The following is a 17,301-nucleotide window of genomic DNA, read 5'->3' on the forward strand; positions in this document are numbered from 1 at the left end:
TATGTTGCATTAGACCCGAAACCGAGTGATCTAGCCATGAGCAGGCTGAAGGTTGGGTAACACCAACTGGAGGGCCGAACCCGCATCTGTTGCAATAGATTGGGATGACTTGTGGCTAGGGGTGAAAGGCCAATCAAACTCGGAAATAGCTGGTTCTCCGCGAAATCTATTTAGGTAGAGCGTCGACCGAATACCCCCGGGGGTAGAGCACTGGATGGGCTATGGGGACTCACCGTCTTACTGATCCTAACCAAACTCCGAATACCGGGGAGTACTAGTCGGCAGACACACGGCGGGTGCTAACGTCCGTCGTGAAGAGGGCAACAACCCTGACCTCCAGCTAAGGTCCCCAAGTCATGGCTAAGTGGGAAAGGATGTGAGGATCCCAAAACAACCAGGATGTTGGCTTAGAAGCAGCCATCATTTAAAGAAAGCGTAACAGCTCACTGGTCTAAATAAGGGTCTTTGCGCCGAAAATGTAACGGGGCTAAAGCCATGCACCGAAGCTGAGGATTTGCAGTTTACTGCAAGTGGTAGCGGAGCGTTCCGTAAGCCTGTGAAGGAGGACCCGTGAGGGCCTCTGGAGGTATCGGAAGTGCGAATGTTGACATGAGTAACGACAAAGAGGGTGAGAGACCCTCTCGCCGAAAGACCAAGGGTTCCTGCTTAAAGTTAATCTGAGCAGGGTTAGCCGGCCCCTAAGACGAGGCAGACATGCGTAGTCGATGGGAACCACGTTAATATTCGTGGGCCTGGTGGTAGTGACGGATCTCGTGTGTTGTTCAACCTTATTGGATTGGATGGGCGGCGAAGAGGTTCCAGGAAATAGCTCCATCATTATAGACCGTACCCGAAACCGACACAGGTGGTCAGGTAGAGTATACCAAGGCGCTTGAGAGAACTATGTTGAAGGAACTCGGCAAATTGCACGCGTAACTTCGGAAGAAGCGTGACCCCTTTTTGGGCAACCAGGAAGGGGTGGCACAGACCAGGGGGTAGCGACTGTTTATCAAAAACACAGGGCTCTGCGAAGTCGAAAGACGACGTATAGGGTCTGACGCCTGCCCGGTGCTGGAAGGTTAAGAGGAGAGGTGCAAGCTTTGAATCGAAGCCCCAGTAAACGGCGGCCGTAACTATAACGGTCCTAAGGTAGCGAAATTCCTTGTCGGGTAAGTTCCGACCTGCACGAATGGCGTAACGACTTCCCCGCTGTCTCCAACATAGACTCAGTGAAATTGAATTCCCCGTGAAGATGCGGGGTTCCTGCGGTCAGACGGAAAGACCCCGTGCACCTTTACTATAGCTTTACACTGGCATTCGTGTCGGCATGTGTAGGATAGGTGGTAGGCTTTGAAGCCGGGACGCCAGTCTCGGTGGAGCCATCCTTGAAATACCACCCTTATCGTCATGGATGTCTAACCGCGGTCCGTCATCCGGATCCGGGACCGTGTATGGTGGGTAGTTTGACTGGGGCGGTCGCCTCCGAAAGAGTAACGGAGGCGCGCGATGGTGGGCTCAGACCGGTCGGAAATCGGTCGTCGAGTGCAATGGCATAAGCCCGCCTGACTGCGAGACTGACAAGTCGAGCAGAGACGAAAGTCGGTCATAGTGATCCGGTGGTCCCGCGTGGAAGGGCCATCGCTCAACGGATAAAAGGTACGCCGGGGATAACAGGCTGATGACCCCCAAGAGTCCATATCGACGGGGTTGTTTGGCACCTCGATGTCGGCTCATCGCATCCTGGGGCTGGAGCAGGTCCCAAGGGTTTGGCTGTTCGCCAATTAAAGCGGTACGTGAGCTGGGTTCAGAACGTCGTGAGACAGTTCGGTCCCTATCTGCCGTGGGTGTAGGAATATTGACAGGATCTGTCCCTAGTACGAGAGGACCGGGATGGACATATCTCTGGTGGACCTGTTGTCCTGCCAAGGGCATAGCAGGGTAGCTATATATGGAAGGGATAACCGCTGAAGGCATCTAAGCGGGAAACCCACCTGAAAACGAGTATTCCCTATCAGGGCCGTGGAAGACGACCACGTTGATAGGAGGCGTGTGGACGTGCAGCAATGCATGAAGCTTAGCCTTACTAATCGCCCGATCGACTTGATCGTTCTCATTGAAAATGCTCATCAAGCAAAGCTTGATGATGCATCGACCTTTTGTCCTCACGCTGTCGCATCCTGCGGATGCTACGCTGCGGACAGCGCGCCGGACGCCCGGCGGCTCGGCTCTGCCGGCTGCTGGTGGCTCGCAAAAAGGTTCAAAGACGTGTTCAAAAAGACCATTGCCAACTGTTGGCTCCTTGCTCGACTTTAAGCAGGCAGCCATACAGGCCAAAGGCCGTCGCCAATCGTTTGGCGGGCCGTCCGCAGGGCAGCAGCCGGCAGGCTGCGAACAGCCCGTTAGGACAAAACAACCGGCGATGTTCCGAAAAATCCAGCTTCTCAACTTGTTCCGACAGTCGCCTGTCGGAACATCAACATTGCCCTTAGCCGACCTGGTGGTCATGGCGGGGCGGCCGCACCCGTTCCCATTCCGAACACGGCCGTGAAACGCCCCAGCGCCAATGGTACTTCGTCTCAAGACGCGGGAGAGTAGGTCGCTGCCAGGTCTGCTAAAGGCAATCAAAACAATCTTCTCAAACTCACGAAAACAAATACCCAGTCCAGGACGAAACGTCCGTCAAAAGCATAACCCGGGCAAGAAAGCCCGTATCCTTGGTGACGCGGGGTGGAGCAGCCCGGTAGCTCGTCAGGCTCATAACCTGAAGGCCGCAGGTTCAAATCCTGCCCCCGCAACCAACAAACCTGCAAATCCCCCCACTCTCGATACGTCCTTGAAAGCTCCTCCGCATAAACCTCGAGGAGCTTTTGTTGTTTGGCCTCCGTGCCGATCTCGGACGCGAGCCAGGCCATGAAGTCGTTTTGGGCCGCCTGTATGCTGTCGAGACCATTGATGCCCTCAATGCCTGCGATCCGCGCTCGGCTTCAGCGAGCTTCCAGCCAGCCTGCATCCCATGGGTGGACGGCTCGGGTTTGCCGAGAGTTTGTCAACCTCTTCTCGTATGCTGGCCGGGAGCGACCATGCGCAGCAGATGCCGGTGTGAGTGCCGCGGTGGAAAGCCAACCTGCACGATCACTGCCGCCAACGAGGTGATAAACACGGTTCTTTTCATGATTTCCTCCCGGTTGCACGTGATGGCGATGTCGCATCTCAAGCAGCGACATCTGGCTGATGATCTCCTCGGTGACAGCCAGCCGAGTCAGACCCTAAAGCACTCCGAGAGCCTCACATAATAGGGAGTGACGGTGGTCCCATAGGACACCGCTATGGCTCTGCGGCCACGTCACATTCCGCTGCCGGAGGCAGGTCGGCATTCATGTCGGCGAAATAGCAGCACATCCGGGTAGGCGCCCGTGCGCGTTCGGTGCCACCGGCAAAATTTGGTCGCGGCAGGAGACGGCGATGGACTGGCTTTGAGGAAATGGACGTCGAAACAGCGCCTTACGACTATACGATCTTCTTATAGACCTGATCGCAAACCCTATTGGCGGTCGTGAAAAAAAAGGCGCAGGTTCCAGCCAGGAGAAGGAATGTCATCGTAGAGAGGGTACTGCGGGCGGAAGTCATCGCAGACACCTTACGCTTCGCTTGGCCGATCGGGTGGGAGAGAGTTGTGAAGACTGTTCTGGTTGTGGGTGGATCGCGTGGCATCGGTGCCGCCGCCGTGCAGGCGATGCGTGCCGAGGGGTGGAAGGTGGAATCCACGTCCACCTCCGGGGCAGATGGCTCCATTGCCGTCGACATCCGTGATGCCGCGAGCGTGGAGGAGGCCTTTGCTGCCGCGCGGGAGCGTCTGGGAGGGCTTGATTGCGTTATCGCGAATGCGGGCATCAACGTCCCCCCTGGACCTATCGCCTCCTTCCCGAGCGATCGTATGCGTGCTCTGGTCGAAACCAATATCGTCGGCGCCTTCAACGTACTGCGGTCCGCTGCTGCTCAGGTGCAGGACAATGGCTCCATCATCGCCCTGACCACCTCCCTGGTCCGGCATGCCGTGCCTGGCGTGGGGCCTTATGCAGCGACCAAGGCCGCTGTGGAAGCGCTTGTGCGTTCGCTTGCCAAGGAAGTCGCGGGTCGCGGGATTCGGGTCAATGCGGTGGCGCCAGGGCCGGTGGACACCGATCTGTTCCGCGCCGGCAAGGATGAAGCAGCCATCGCTCGCTCCGCGGCGATGTCGCCTTTCAACCGCGTTGGCACGCCCGAGGAGGTCGCCGCCGTCATCGCGTTCCTGGCGTCTGATCGGGCAAGCTGGATATCGGGTCAGGTCGTGCAGCCCAATGGCGGCTTGGTCTGACATGCTGAGGCTTCTTCACTCTCCCGCATCCCCCTATGCAAGAAAAGTGCGGATGGCGGCCATGGAGCGGCAGGTTCCGCTCCATCTGGAACTCGTCCGCGTGGATCCCGTCGACCGCAATGGCGAACTTGCCAAGACCAACCCCCTCGCCAAGGTGCCGGTGCTGCATACTCCGGATGGTTCGCTCTACGACAGCCGAGTCATCTGTCGCTTCATCGACCGGAGGGGGGAGGGGCCTAGCCTCTACGGCTCGGAGACGGCCGACATCTGGGAAATCCTGGTTCTGGAATCGCTGGCCGACGGATTGATGGATGCCGCGGTCAGCCTGCGTTACGAGCTGGCCAACCGGCCCCCCGAACTACGTTGGCCGGCTTGGGTGGAAGCGCAGCGGACCAGGATTGATGCGGCGCTTGAACATCTGACGGGGCGAATTGCGCAACTGGCGGCGCCTCATATGGGGACAATCGCCGTTGCAGCGGCCCTCGAATATCTCGATTTCCGGCATCCCGAGCAGGAATGGCGGACTGCCCATCCGACGCTGTCCGAATGGGTAAGCCGCTTTGCGCAGGAAAAGATCATGCAAATGACGGCCTATCCATCGACCTGATTTCCACGCCGCGGGAGGGAGCCTGGCGGCATAGACGTCCATGTAGCTCAGAGGGAGGAAGCAAAATGGAAGAGACTAAGAAATTCATCATGTCCCGGCGTCAGGTTCTCAAGACCAGCGTTGGAACCGGAATCCTCATGGCGTCCGGATTGACTGCGCCGGGAATATTGCGCGCTCAGGAGCAGCCCATCGTGCTGGGTCATCTGGTGCCGCTCACCGGCTTTCTCGGTACCTTGGGGCAATATGCGATCAACGGCCTGAAGCTGTCTGCCGACCAGATCAATGCCGCAGGCGGCATCAACGGCCGCAAGTTGCAGATCATCGCGGAAGACTCGATCAATCCGGAGACTGCGGCGACCAAGGCGCAGCGCATGATCGAGCGCGACAATGTCGATGTCCTGGTCGGCGAAATCTCGTCCGCTTCGGCACTGGCCATCTCCGAAGTGGCGACCCGCAACAAGAAACTCTTCATTGCCACTGGCCCACGGTCCGACGTGCTGCGTGCCGACCGCTGCAGTCGCTACATGTTCTGCTCCGATATTCCGAATGCGGTGATGGTGAACGCCGTCGGTACCGCGCTCAAGCAACAGGGAATGGTGGAAGGCAAGAAGTTCTTCACCGTCACCTCCGACTACGTCTTCGGGCATGATCTGCTGAAGGCGGCGAAGGCATTCTTCGCTGAGAACAAGGCCGAACTCGTCGGTGACGAACTGGTGCCGACGGACGCGACCGACTTTTCGGCCAACATCCTCAAGATCCGCCAGGCTCGGCCCGACGTCGTCTGCCTCAATCTCGGCGGCAACCAGGTCACCAACTTCTTGAAGCAATACGCCGAATTCGGCCTTTCGACGCCAACGGTGGGCTTCAATCTCAACACGGCCGATGCCTGGGCGGCAGGGATGGGCAATTTTGGCGGCGTCTGGCCGACCGTATGGTTCGACACGATTGACACGCCCGGAACTAAGAAGTTCGTCGAGGACTACAAGGCTGCATATGGCGGGGAGATTCCGGAGAACCACGCCTGGATCGAGTACATTACCGGAAACATCCTGGCGAAGGCTTTCGAGGCGACCGGCGGCACCGACAACGAGAAGATCATCGACTACTTCGAGACAGAAGCCGAGTTCGACATCCTCAAGAAGCGTCCGGCCTATTTCCGCAAGTTCGACCATCAGTTGGTGCAGGAAGCATACTCGTTCTCCGTCAAGCCGGAAGGCAGCTATTCCACGGTTCACGACATGCTTGAACTGGGCGCAGTCGTGCCGGCCGAAGGCGAGAAACTGACGAGCATCTATCCGGACGACACCGGCGCCTGCAAACTCTGAGCCCGCTAAGCGGCGGACCCGCCCCCGCTGGAGTTCACTCCGCGGGGGCACCATTGCCAGGAAAACCAAATGGAACTCTTCTTCCTCTTCGAGCAGGTCGTGAACGGTCTCGTTCTCGCTGGATATTACCTGCTGATCGCCCTGGGCCTCTCGCTGATCTTCTCGGTCGGCGGCATTGTGAACCTTGCTCACGGCGGATTCTACGCAATCGGCGCTTACCTCGCCGTCACCCTTACGCCCCGCCTCGGCTTTGCCCCCGCGGTAATCATCTCACCCGTGCTGGTGGGGTGTCTCGGTATCCTGTTCGAACGCTTCATCCTGCGCCGCTTCTATCGGGAGGATCCCATCCTGAGCCTGCTGGTAACCTTCGGGCTGGCCATGGTTGCGGAACAGGCCATACGGATGATCTGGGGAGCCTCACCCCTGTCACAGACGCTGCCGTCTGCCCTCAAGGGCGGGGTTGAACTGGGGCCGCTTCTCTTTTCCAAATATCGTCTCGCAATGCTGGGCGTGGTGCTTGCCATTCTTGCGTCCATCTGGCTCCTGCTGAACCGTACCTCCTTTGGCCGCGTGATCCGCGCCGGAATACAAAACCCCGACATGGTGGGGGCACTCGGAATCCGCCTCCAGCCCTACATGACGACCGTGGTGATGATCGGGGTCAGCCTTGCCGCAGTCGGCGGTGCTCTCTTCGCACCCATTACGACGGTTCATCCGGCCATGGGCGCCGAAATCCTGACCATCGCTTTCATCGTCGTCATCATCGGCGGTCTCGGCTCCTTCTGGGGAGTCGTGCTCGCAGCGGTCCTGGTTGGGGTCGTCCGGTCGATTACCATCCAATACCTGCCGGCCGCCTCAGAGGCGTCGATGTACATCCTAATGTTCCTGGTCCTGCTGCTGCGTCCCCGCGGGCTGCTGGGCGAACGCATGGCGAAATTCGAAGGCTGAGGACCCGATGAGCTCAAACGCGAAAACCCTCGTCATCGGCGCGGTGGTCCTCGGCTTGCTGCCGATCGTCCTGCCGATGATCGGCCTGACCCTCACGACCGCCACCATGGTTGTCGCCCTCTGCATCGCGGTCCTGGGCCTGAACCTGCTGATGGGCTACACCGGTCTGGTCAGCTTTGGCCATGCGGCCTGGTTCGGCATGGGCGGCTACGCGGCAGCATTGATCCAGAAGAATTTCCTCCCCGGACATTTTATCCTGCCGGTCCTTGGCTCGATACTTGCGGTAGCCGCGATTGCAGCGGTCATCGGCTGGTTTATCCTCCGCCGGCGGGGCGTTTATTTCTCCCTCCTCACTCTCGCCTTCACCGCCCTGACATTCACGGTCGCCTATCGGTGGACGGCATTGACCGGAGGGGAAGACGGCCTGGGCGGGTTCACCCGCGGCAGCATCGGTCCGCTCGATCTTGCCGACAACCTCGCCTACTACATCGTCGTCGCAGCCATCGGCTTCGCCGTCCTGTATTCAATGCTGCGCCTCACCTGCTCGCCGTTCGGAACCGTGCTTCTGGCCATCCGCGAAAACACCTTGCGCGCGGAATTCCAAGGCTACAACGTCCAGCGCTACAAGCATATTGCCTATATCCTATCGGCCTCGCTTACCGGACTTGCCGGCGCCCTTTCCGGTTTCCTTCACTACATCGTCACTGCCGAAAGCACCTCGATTGAGATGTCCGGCGAGCTCATGGCCATGGTGGTGATCGGCGGCATGCATGCCCATATTCTCGGCCCGGCCGTGGGCGTCATCTTTTTCATCCTCTTCCGAGAGCTTTTCTCGATTGCAACGTCGGACTGGATGTTCTGGTTTGGCGTTACGTTCGTTGCCTTCGTGATGTATCTCCCCGGCGGTCTGGTCGGCCTCGGCGAGAAGATCTGGCGCAGGTTTCATCCGCTTCCGGAGGAAACGGCGGCCATGAGCCGTCGCAAGATCTATGAAGGGCTGGAGCTTCCCGAAACCCTTCGGCCGGACCCGGCCACCGGTGAGGTTCTGGTCGCTGAGCAGGTCTCCATCAATTTCGGGGGCATCAAAGCCGTCCAAAACGCTTCGCTTTCCGTGAAGCCGGGTGAGATCCATGTCCTTATCGGGCCGAACGGCGCTGGCAAGACGACCCTCTTCAACCTGATTTCCGGGCTTTACAAGCCGACCTCGGGACAGGTGCGTCTGCTCGGCCAGTCGATCCAGGGGCTTTCGCCGCAGGAGATCTGCCATGCGGGCCTGGCGCGGTCGTTCCAGATCACGTCGCTTTTCAACGATCTCACCATCCAAGAGAATCTGCGCCTTTCCGGACAGGCGAAGGATCCGAACCGCTATGCCGTCTGGCGTGACGCTGCGACCCTTGGCGACGTCAATCGCGATACCGCAGCACTGATCCGGTTCCTCGGGCTTGAAGGCATAGAAGAGGTCAAGGGTGGCGACCTGTCCTATGGCGGGCAGAGGCTCGTCGACCTTGGGATAGCGCTTGCCTCGAAGCCGAAGGTCATTCTCCTTGACGAACCGCTCGCCGGTCTTGCGGCGGCCGAGCGAGAGCGGGTGGGCCGCCTGATCGTGACCATGGCACGTTACGTCCCTGTCTTGATCGTCGAGCACGATATCGACCGCGTCCTCTCCTTCTGCCAGGAGGTGACGGTGATGAACGAAGGCAAGGTGCTGATCAACGGCACGCCCGAGGTGGTCCGTGCTGACCAGAAGGTGCAGGAGATCTATACCGGCACAGGGACCCCGGCCGTTGTTGGGCGATCCGGGACGACCGCTGGTGACGGCGAACTTGTGCTGCAGGCGGACAACCTGCACACATTCTACGGTAAGAGCCACATCCTCAACGGCGCCAACCTGGAGGCCCGGAGGGGAGAGATCGTCGCATTGCTGGGCCGCAATGGCGCAGGCAAGTCGACCTTCCTCAAGACGATCGCGGGGATCGTCAAACCGGCGGATGGCAGGCTGCTCCTGCGTGGCCGGGAGGTCACAGGACTCTCCCCCTGGGAGATGGCGCGAGCCGGGGTCGGCTATGTTCCGCAAGGCAGGGGCGTGTTCGCCGGCATGACGGTCCGCGACAACCTGGCGCTCGGCCGCCTGGCGCGGCGCACCGACGGTGAAACCGGGACGGTATGGAGTGAGGACAAGATCTTCGACTACTTCCCACGCCTGAAGGAGCGCATCAACAGCCATGCTGACTATCTGTCGGGTGGCGAGCAGCAAATGCTGGCAGTGGCACGGGCGCTATCGGGCAACGTCAACCTGTTGCTGCTCGACGAGCCGTTCGAAGGTCTTGCACCCGCCATCGTTGAGGATCTGTTCCGTACCTTCGACCGGCTGCGCCAGGAGGTGCCGATCATCATCGTGGAGCACAATCTCGATCTCGTCCTGGCGCTTGCCGACCGCGTGTTTGCGCTCGAAAACGGAAAGGTGTTCCATACCGGCCCGGCGAAGCCGCTGCTGGAGGATATGTGCTATCGCAAGCAGATACTTTGGCTTTAGCATTCGCCGATGCAATGCTGAGGCGACCCGGACGGCGAGGGTCGGCGGTCGCCTCCTCGCCTGGCACGGAGGCTGGCTCGGGCAGGGGTAGTACGGCGACAGCGGGAGCGATGGGTCAAGATGGATGTCAAGCAGCTCAGGTACTTCGTCGCCATCGTGGACTGCGGCGGCTTTTCCCAGGCCTCGCGTGAGCTGAACATCGCCCAACCTGCCCTGAGCCAGCAGATTGCCCGCCTCGAATACGAGGTGGGTGCGCCGCTTTTCGTGCGCTCGAGCCGCGGTGTAACGCCCACTGCCAAGGGTATTACCCTGCACCGGCAGGCCAAGTTCATTCTGCGCCAGATCGAGCAGGCGATTACCATGACCCGTGAAGCGGAGACGCAGATCTCTGGACGCGTGACGCTCGGTCTGCCGCCGACCACATCGGCCCAGATAGGAGTAGGCCTCGTGGAGCGCCTGAACCGGCGATATCCCGGAATTGTCGTCAATCTGATCGAAGGGCTGAGCGGAAACCTGAGGAATCTTGCTGTGGCGGGAGATCTTGACCTCGCCGTCCTGTTCACTCCCTCGGCCGTGCCGAGCTGGGAGGAAACCGAGTTCCTTCGCGAAGAGCTGTTCCTCGTCTACCCGCGGGATCGCAAGCTCCTGCCGGACGATATCACCTCGGTCACGGTGCGCGATCTGCTCGAAGTGCCGCTCATTCTGCCGAGCCCCCAGCACGGTCTGCGGCGGCGCGTCGATCTGGAGTTCGAACGGCTGAACCTGACATGCAATCCGGTTGCGGAAATCGACAGCCTGTCGATCCTGATGCAGTGTCTCCAGCGCGGCATGGGCGCCACGGTCAAACCGATGGCGGCCGTCAATGTCCACGGGCCGGCGCAGGCATCGCAATGGCGCTGTCTGCCCTTCCGCGGCATGTCGATGACCCGCCTGAACTACCTGTATGCTCCGCCCAGGGAAACCGTCGCTCCGGCGGTGAGCGTCGTGCATGAGGAACTGCTCAACATCGCAAGCGAAGAGATCCTGTCGCGGCGGTGGAGGGGGGTGACCTGGACGGGGCCGGACCGGGCGGCCTGAGACGTCAGATCTTCAGGCGTGCAGTCCGAAACCGTGCCGGCCGTTCGCCAGCGCAGAATGGCTGCGCGTTATGGCCTCCAATGGATCGCTCGCCCTCGAAATGATCTCGATGACCAGGGGCCCTTCCCATCCAAGCTCGTCGAGAAGGTCGCAGATGCGCTGGAAGCCGATCTCGCCCTCGCCGATGACGTCATGGCGCCACCTGTCCCGCCTCGTATCGGAAAAGTGGATGATTTGAAGATGATTCCGCAAAAGCAGCAGGCCCTCGAGAGGATCCTCGGCGACATAGTGGGCATTCGCGGCATCGTAGCAGATGCCGAGATTGGAGGGGCTGCCAAGGCATTCCAGGAAGCCCAGTAGGTCCGTCGCTCGCGGCAGGGCGGCAATGGGAAGATTCTCAAGGGCGAGCACGATTCCCTCCTCGCGCGCCACGGGAAGCAGCACATCGAGCGCATCTGCCAGCCATTGCCGCAGCAGTTCGGCAGGCGCGGGAAAGAGGGGACTGACCCGCCCGGGCGCAATCACGAGATTCCTTGCACCCAGCGCACCCGCCAGCCGGATCTGGCGGACGAACATCTCGATGGAATAGGCTCGCATCTCAGGCATCGCTGAGGCAAGGTTGGTATCGAGGCTCGGCATGTTGAGGGAATGCAGCACGATTGCCCCATCATCGACCATCGAGCGTATGGCCTGCCCTTCCGGGCTCTGCGGATCAAGCGACAGATGCGGCGGTTGCAGCATCAGCTCGAATTCCCGGTATCCTTCCTGAAGCAGGAGCCGCACCGCATCGTCCGCCCTGTGGCTCCAGAGAAAGCCATAGGTATTGATCGTTGGCGCGCGCGCCGTGGATAGATGTCTGTCCACCGTCCTGCTTCCCCGCTGTCCTACCCCGTGAAGCTGATGACCCGCTCCTCGGTCATCTCGTGCATCGCGTATCGAGGCCCTTCGCGCCCGAAACCGCTGTCCTTCGATCCTCCATAGGGCATCATGTCCACACGCGAAGAGGATGTCTGGTTGATGTGCACGCCGCCGACCCGCAGTTCCCGCATAGCCCTGAACGACGTGTCCAGGCTGTTGGTGAACAGACCGGTCGCAAGCCCGTACGGGGTCGCGTTGATGCGCCGGATCGCGTCGGAGAAATCGTTGTATCGTTCGATACAGACGACCGGACCGAAAATCTCCCGGCACCCGACATTCATTTCGGGCGTCACGTCGGCCAGCAGGGTCGGTGCGACGACCGCTCCTTCCCGTTCTCCGCCGGCAAGAAGTCGTGCCCCCTTCTCGCGGGCCTCCCGGATCCAGGCCTCCACGCGCTCGGCGTCTCGCAACGAGATCAACGGGCCGGTGCTGCAGTTCGGCTGGGCGGGGTCGCCGTGGATCAGCGCTGACACCATCTGCGCCATGCGTGTTTCCACCTCGGTTGCAACCTGCTCGTGAACCAGAAGGATCTGCACCGATGTGCAGACCTGACCGGCCTTCCGGTAGCCGGCGCTGACCACCTTGGGAAGAGCGCTTTCCAGGTCGGCGTCTTCGGCCAGAACGGTAAATGCGATGGAGCCGAGTTCCATCTGTGTTCGCCGCAGGCCGGCCTGGGACTGAATGATCCGGCCGACTTCGGTGGATCCCGTGAAGGCGATGTAGCGAACTCGATCATCCTCCATGGCAAGCCCGACTGCATCGCCGCCGCCATGGAAGATCTGAAGGTGGTTGGACGGTAGGCCCGCCTCTAGGAAAAGCGTTGCCAGGAAGCAGGCGGTGCGGGGCGTCTGCCCGGCGGGCTTGAGGATCACGGCATTGCCGGCACCGAGCGCGGGGGCGATCTTGTGGGCCACCGTGTTCAGGGGCGCGTTGAACGGCGTCACGGCCAGCAGGACGCCGAGCGGAACTCGCAGCGTGAACGCGATCCGGTTGCCTTGCCCAGCCGCCCCCGCCACCGGCACGATCTCGCCGGAGAGCCGGCGCGCCTCCTCGGCCGTCAGCCTCAGTGTCTCGATCGTCCGGTTGATCTCACCCCTGCAGTCCTGGGTGGTAAAGCCGGTCTCGCGCTGCATGATCGTCAGCGCCTCCTCGCCTCGTGCCTCGAGGAGCTCGGCGACACGCTCCAGCACGCGTCCACGCTCATGGGGGGTGAGACGATCCTGTTCGAAGGCTGCCTGAGCCGCGTCGATCATGCGGCGGATCTGCTGCGGCGAGCTTGCAGGCAGTTCGGCAAAGGGGGCGAGACGAAACTTGTCATAAACCGGCTGCGCAGCGCCTTCTCCCTCTCGCCACTGCCCTTCGAGCAGCATCGCCACGCGGGGGAGATCCGTCGCCGACATGGAGAAATCAAACGGAAGCCTCATCCGACATCCTTTCCCAACTGATGATTGCCCGACAAGGTTCACGCGTCCGACACAGGCGTGGTGACGACGATAAACGTCAGTTGTCCGAGGCCCGAATTGGTGATCGAGTGCCAGCTGCCGGGAGCGATGAAGATCACGTCATTCTTGCGGACCACACGCTTCTCGCCGTCGATCTCCATGAGCCCCTCGCCGTCGAGAATGTGGTAGACCTGCTCCTGGACCTTGTGCACATGGCGCTCGACATAGGCCATGGGGGCATAGGTAGAGATGCGGTAGTCCAGGAGCCGGGCGCCTGTGGTCGCCGGAGCGACCAGGGCCTTGGACAGGGCGCCGCCGAAGTGGCCAGGAAATTCCTGCCAGGGTTCTTCGGCGATGTTGCGAATGATGCTCTTGCGGTCGGTCATCTTGTTTTCCTTCGATTCCGGATGGCGTCAGGCCGGCTGCCAGGCGGAGCCGAATGCAGGCTCCTTGGGTTGCAGGGGCGGCAGAGCCCAGGAGCCCGTTGCGGGCGGACGGATATCGGCGTCGACATGCACGTCGATCAGAACCGGGCGATTGAGACGGACGGCTTCTTCCAGGGTTGCCGCGAAATCCTCCGATCGCGTGACGGTAAACCCGGCAACGCCGGCTGCGCGGGCCCAGGCCGCGAAGTCGGGATTGTATGGAGCCGCATTGGCGCCCTGATAGAAGGCCGTGCCGTACTCGCGGCCTTCGAAATAGCCGTATTGGAGGTCGCGGATGGCCCCCCAGGCGAAGTTGTTCCACACGACCCATATCACCGGGATGTCGTATTCCACTGCCGTGCACAGCACGTGCGGAACCATGGTGAAGCCACCGTCGCCGCAGACGGAGACACAGACGCGGTCGGGGGCGGCGAGCTTCGCTCCGAGTATGGAGGAGGGGCCGAAGCCCATGCCGGAATAGCCCCAGGAGTTCAGCATGCTCTGCGGGCGGCGGGCCTTCCAGAATTGCATGAACCAGTTGTGGTGGATGCCGGCGTCGAACGACAGGATAGCATCCTGCGGCAGTACCTTCTGGCAATCCTCGACGATACGTTCGGGGCGGATCGGGGTCTGGTGCAGGGAGAAGTTGGGTGCGACGAAGGCCTCCCATTCCTTTCGCCAGCCGGCGATGTCGTCTCTCCACGCGGCAAGACGGTTGCCGTCGGCGCCCACGGCGCGGGCGTCGAGTTCACCGAGGATCTGGGACAGGAATGTTCGCGCATCGGCAAGGATGGCGAGATCGGGCGTATAGTTGCGCGTCAGTTCCGCGTGGTCCAGATCGACGTGCACCAGTCTGGTGTGCGGGAAATTCCAGGAATAACCGGGCCGCCAGCTCGATGCGGAGCGGTCGTCGAAACGGGCACCCACAGCAAGAACCAGATCGGCGTGACGGCCTGCCTGGTTGGCCTGATATGCGCCGTTACGGCCGATGAAGCCGAGCGACAGCGGATCTTCCATGTCGATCGTGCCCATACCGTTGGGCGAGGAGATGACGGGTATCTGCAGCCGGTGCGCAAGCGTCGTGAGTTCAGCTCCGCCTTCCGACAAGGCCATACCGTGCCCAACGAAGATCACCGGCCGTTCGGCGGAGAGCAGCCAGTCGACCGTTTGCCGGATATCGGCAGGCGAGGCGCCGGAACGGCGCTGACCGAAGGCGGAGCCGGCGGCCTCGGGCTGAAGCTCCGCCTCCTCCTGGAAGAGGTTGTAGGGGATGTCCAGGTTGACCGGACCGGGGCGTCCGGTGGTCATCGTGGCCGTGGCCTGCCGGATCATCAGCGGCAGTTGCTCCACGCGTGAAGGCTGGAAGCTGCGCTTGACGACCGGCTTGATGACCTGGTTGAAGTCCGCCTGGCCGTGCATGTTCAGTTCCTGGAACGGCGCCCGGTTGAACTGCTGTGTCGGCACATTCGCAGTGATGGCGAGGATGGCCGAGCTGTCGGTCTGCGCAACCGCAAGACCCATGATTTGGTTACAGGAGCCGGGGCCGGTCGAGGTGAGGGTCGCCGCAACCTTGTGCGATACACGGAAGAAGCCGTCCGCCATGTGCACGGCAGTCTGCTCGTGGCGGGGCGAAATCATCGGGATTTCGTCCTTTACCTCGTGAAGACAATCGATGAGGCCGACGGTTCCATGACCACAGACACCGAATACATAGGGAACCTTCTCCCGTACCAGCGCCTCGGCGATATAGGTGCCGCCCTTCTGCTTGCTCATGTCGTCCTCCTGTTTGATTTCTGCACGTGACGTGCTGCGTGACGGGCGGCTGCCCATCCGAATGTCATTGCCGGGCCGATCTGGGCTCCCGCTCCCGGATAGTGCCCTCCGAATACGGACTGCATGTCGTTGCCCGCCGCATAAAGGCCGGGGATGGGATGTCCGGATCGGTCCAGCACCTCTGCCTCTTTCCCGCACACCAACCCGCGCGCGGTTGCCAGCGGTGTCGGCCACAAGGCTACGGCATAGAGCTGGCCGGTGCCGACCTCCCCCAGGCAAGGATTCGACAATCCGCGGTCGGGGTCGCCATTCGATCGTTCGTAGGCGGTCTCCCCGCGCTGGAAGTCGGCATCGTGGCCCCGGCGTGCGAAGTCGTTGAAACGGGCGATGCTGTGGCCGAGGGAGCCGGACGGAAGACCAAGCGCCCGCGCCAGAGCTTCTGCGTTTTCCCCCGTCCTGAGATAGCCTGAGCGGAGGAAGGACGTGAGGGACGGCGTTCTCGGGCGGATGACGCCCAGTCCGTAGCGCCGGATAAAGTCCCTCCCTGCAACGATCCACGCAGGGAAGGCCGTCGGCCCATGACGAAACATCGCCTCGCAGAAGTCGTGGTAGCTCACGGCCTCGTTCGCGAACCGCTCGCCCTGTTGATCCACGATAATCGAACCCGGCTTGGCGCGATCGAGGGCGATATGGGGAAAGACCGCAAGCCCTCCCTTCGGCCTTGCCCAGAGTGACGATGGAAACCACATGGCGTTCGAGCCCAAGTCGGGTCCGAGTTGTCCGCCCGCCTTGATACCGAGACGGATGGTTGAACCGCGCGCGAATGGACTGGCCGGCGAATAGTCCGGGGTCGCCGCGGGCAGGTACTTCGACCGCATCTCCGGATCGGACGGAAACCCGCCTCCCGCCAGAACGATGCCGGCCCGTGCTGCCAGGCTGAAGTCACGTCCGCAATGGACGCCGTTGACGCCCACCGCACGCCCGTCCGAGATCTCGATCTTTCGCACGTGAACGTTAGGGAAGGCGTGTCCGCCACGCGTGAGCATTCCATGAAGCAGCCGTGCCACCAGGGCGTTGCCCATGACGAGCCGCGTTCCACGTCGGTAGCGCCTGCGATCGTCCACATGCCGCGCCACAAGCTTCAGCCCCTCCAGCATGGCTGCAGGAGAACGCTCCGCGCGGATCAGCCGCTGGGCCTCGGCGCGCGTCACCATCATGCCTCCCATAACCGTCAGTTCGCGTATGGGTTCGGCAATCGTCTCGAACCAGCCACCTAGAAGCCGGCCATCGAATGCCACCGGTTCCAGCGCCCGCCCGCCCGGAGCCGCGCCTTCGAGTTCGCTCCGGTAGTCGGGCGCACTCAGGTAGGGTCGGAAGACGATGCCCGCGCGTGCTTCAAGGTCCGCCTGCATTGCCGGAGCCTGATGGAGGAAGGCCTTCCACCTCTCACGAGGACTGTCATCCCCGACAAGTGCTGCAAGATAGGCTTCTGCGGTCTCCGCGTCAGGCGCGAAACCTGCCGCCCGCATCAACTGGTTGTCGGGGATCCAGACGGTTCCAGACGAGCGGGCCGTGGTGCCGCCGAAGACGGGTGCGACCTCCAGGACGGCCACCGTGAGGCCTTCGAGCGTCGCAGTCAGTGCAGCCGAAAGGCCGCTCGCGCCTGAGCCGAGCACGACGAGATCGACCTCGCCCAACTCCGCAAGCGACCGCTGCATCGAAGGATCCAACCGCATCGCCTGCCAATCCTCCCCTGGTCTCAAGCATCGCTGGCGGTCATGAGTAAAGGGAAACAAGGGAATGGGCTAATAAGGTTTTCTTTGAACCTCATAGGGTGTGACTATAGCTGCTTGGCGAACGGGCCCTAAATAACCCCGAGGTGCGCAGGTGCCCTCCGTT

At 61.3% G+C, this 17,301-nt stretch carries 11 protein-coding genes, 1 tRNA gene and 2 rRNA genes (1 of these 14 only partly in view); 9 read left to right on the forward strand and 5 right to left on the reverse strand.

All coding sequences use genetic code 11. The features are described 5' to 3' along the window. From RTCK_RS16765 to RTCK_RS16805, 9 genes are all read left to right on the forward strand, one after another. A 23S ribosomal RNA gene (locus RTCK_RS16765) occupies positions 1-2,108 on the forward strand (it extends 880 nt beyond the left edge of the window). A gap of 385 nt (positions 2,109-2,493) precedes the next feature. Further along, positions 2,494-2,608: ribosomal RNA gene (gene rrf / locus RTCK_RS16770) — 5S ribosomal RNA — on the forward strand. 113 nt (positions 2,609-2,721) lie between these two features. Further along, positions 2,722-2,798 (forward strand) — tRNA-Met (locus tag RTCK_RS16775). Between the two features lie 875 nt (positions 2,799-3,673). Next, positions 3,674-4,354, forward strand: coding sequence for an SDR family NAD(P)-dependent oxidoreductase (locus RTCK_RS16780; protein ID WP_142593620.1), 681 nt, complete (start codon positions 3,674-3,676; stop codon positions 4,352-4,354). A gap of 1 nt (position 4,355) precedes the next feature. Further along, positions 4,356-4,961, forward strand: coding sequence for a glutathione S-transferase (locus RTCK_RS16785; protein ID WP_142593621.1), 606 nt, complete (start codon positions 4,356-4,358; stop codon positions 4,959-4,961). Between the two features lie 65 nt (positions 4,962-5,026). After that, the gene (locus RTCK_RS16790) at positions 5,027-6,286 is read left to right on the forward strand and encodes an ABC transporter substrate-binding protein (RefSeq protein ID WP_142593622.1); all 1,260 of its coding nucleotides are present in this window, start codon (positions 5,027-5,029) and stop codon (positions 6,284-6,286) included. Between the two features lie 69 nt (positions 6,287-6,355). Next, positions 6,356-7,234: a branched-chain amino acid ABC transporter permease gene (locus RTCK_RS16795; RefSeq protein ID WP_142593623.1), complete on the forward strand. Its 879-nt coding sequence runs from the start codon at positions 6,356-6,358 to the stop codon at positions 7,232-7,234. A 7-nt stretch (positions 7,235-7,241) separates the two neighbouring features. Beyond that, on the forward strand, positions 7,242-9,767 hold the full coding sequence (locus tag RTCK_RS16800; RefSeq protein WP_142593624.1) for a branched-chain amino acid ABC transporter ATP-binding protein/permease: 2,526 nt from the start codon (positions 7,242-7,244) through the stop codon (positions 9,765-9,767). A 120-nt stretch (positions 9,768-9,887) separates the two neighbouring features. Then, positions 9,888-10,844 carry a LysR substrate-binding domain-containing protein gene (locus RTCK_RS16805; protein WP_142593625.1) on the forward strand — a complete coding sequence of 319 codons (957 nt, stop codon included), beginning with the start codon at positions 9,888-9,890 and terminating at the stop codon, positions 10,842-10,844. Positions 10,845-10,856: 12 nt separating this feature from the next. Here the strand turns inward: RTCK_RS16805 and RTCK_RS16810 are convergent, their stop codons facing one another. From RTCK_RS16810 to RTCK_RS16830, 5 genes are read right to left on the reverse strand one after another with little or no spacing between them, the layout of a single operon-like run. Further along, entirely contained in the window at positions 10,857-11,708 is an 852-nt protein-coding gene (locus RTCK_RS16810; protein WP_142593626.1) for a sugar phosphate isomerase/epimerase family protein, read from the reverse strand. 20 nt (positions 11,709-11,728) lie between these two features. Continuing rightward, on the reverse strand, positions 11,729-13,186 hold the full coding sequence (locus tag RTCK_RS16815) for an aldehyde dehydrogenase family protein (RefSeq protein WP_235988734.1): 1,458 nt from the start codon (positions 13,184-13,186) through the stop codon (positions 11,729-11,731). Between the two features lie 38 nt (positions 13,187-13,224). Continuing rightward, a complete protein-coding gene (locus tag RTCK_RS16820; protein WP_142523614.1) occupies positions 13,225-13,590 on the reverse strand; it encodes a cupin domain-containing protein in 366 nt (121 codons plus the stop codon). Positions 13,591-13,617: 27 nt separating this feature from the next. Beyond that, a complete protein-coding gene (locus RTCK_RS16825) occupies positions 13,618-15,402 on the reverse strand; it encodes a thiamine pyrophosphate-binding protein (protein WP_142593627.1) in 1,785 nt (594 codons plus the stop codon). Further along, the gene (locus RTCK_RS16830) at positions 15,399-17,120 is read right to left on the reverse strand and encodes an FAD-dependent oxidoreductase (protein ID WP_235988735.1); all 1,722 of its coding nucleotides are present in this window, start codon (positions 17,118-17,120) and stop codon (positions 15,399-15,401) included. Before RTCK_RS16830 ends, RTCK_RS16825 begins: the two co-directional genes overlap by 4 nt. Between the last annotated feature and the right edge of the window lie 181 nt (positions 17,121-17,301).

The sequence above is a fragment of the Pseudorhizobium endolithicum genome (genome assembly GCF_902153245.2).
GTDB classification, from domain to species: Bacteria; Pseudomonadota; Alphaproteobacteria; order Rhizobiales; family Rhizobiaceae; genus Neorhizobium; species Neorhizobium endolithicum.

What these genes read in the sequence shown, in the direction of transcription:
- RTCK_RS16785 (WP_142593621.1), top strand. Translation starts at nt 4,356, where the DNA reads ATGCTGAGGCTTCTTCACTCTCCCGCATCCCCCTATGCAAGAAAAGTG.
- RTCK_RS16790 (WP_142593622.1), top strand. Translation starts at nt 5,027, where the DNA reads ATGGAAGAGACTAAGAAATTCATCATGTCCCGGCGTCAGGTTCTCAAG.
- RTCK_RS16795 (WP_142593623.1), top strand. Translation starts at nt 6,356, where the DNA reads ATGGAACTCTTCTTCCTCTTCGAGCAGGTCGTGAACGGTCTCGTTCTC.
- RTCK_RS16800 (WP_142593624.1), top strand. Translation starts at nt 7,242, where the DNA reads ATGAGCTCAAACGCGAAAACCCTCGTCATCGGCGCGGTGGTCCTCGGC.
- RTCK_RS16805 (WP_142593625.1), top strand. Translation starts at nt 9,888, where the DNA reads ATGGATGTCAAGCAGCTCAGGTACTTCGTCGCCATCGTGGACTGCGGC.
- RTCK_RS16815 (WP_235988734.1), bottom strand. Translation starts at nt 13,186, where the DNA reads ATGAGGCTTCCGTTTGATTTCTCCATGTCGGCGACGGATCTCCCCCGC.
- RTCK_RS16820 (WP_142523614.1), bottom strand. Translation starts at nt 13,590, where the DNA reads ATGACCGACCGCAAGAGCATCATTCGCAACATCGCCGAAGAACCCTGG.
- RTCK_RS16825 (WP_142593627.1), bottom strand. Translation starts at nt 15,402, where the DNA reads ATGAGCAAGCAGAAGGGCGGCACCTATATCGCCGAGGCGCTGGTACGG.
- RTCK_RS16830 (WP_235988735.1), bottom strand. Translation starts at nt 17,120, where the DNA reads ATGCAGCGGTCGCTTGCGGAGTTGGGCGAGGTCGATCTCGTCGTGCTC.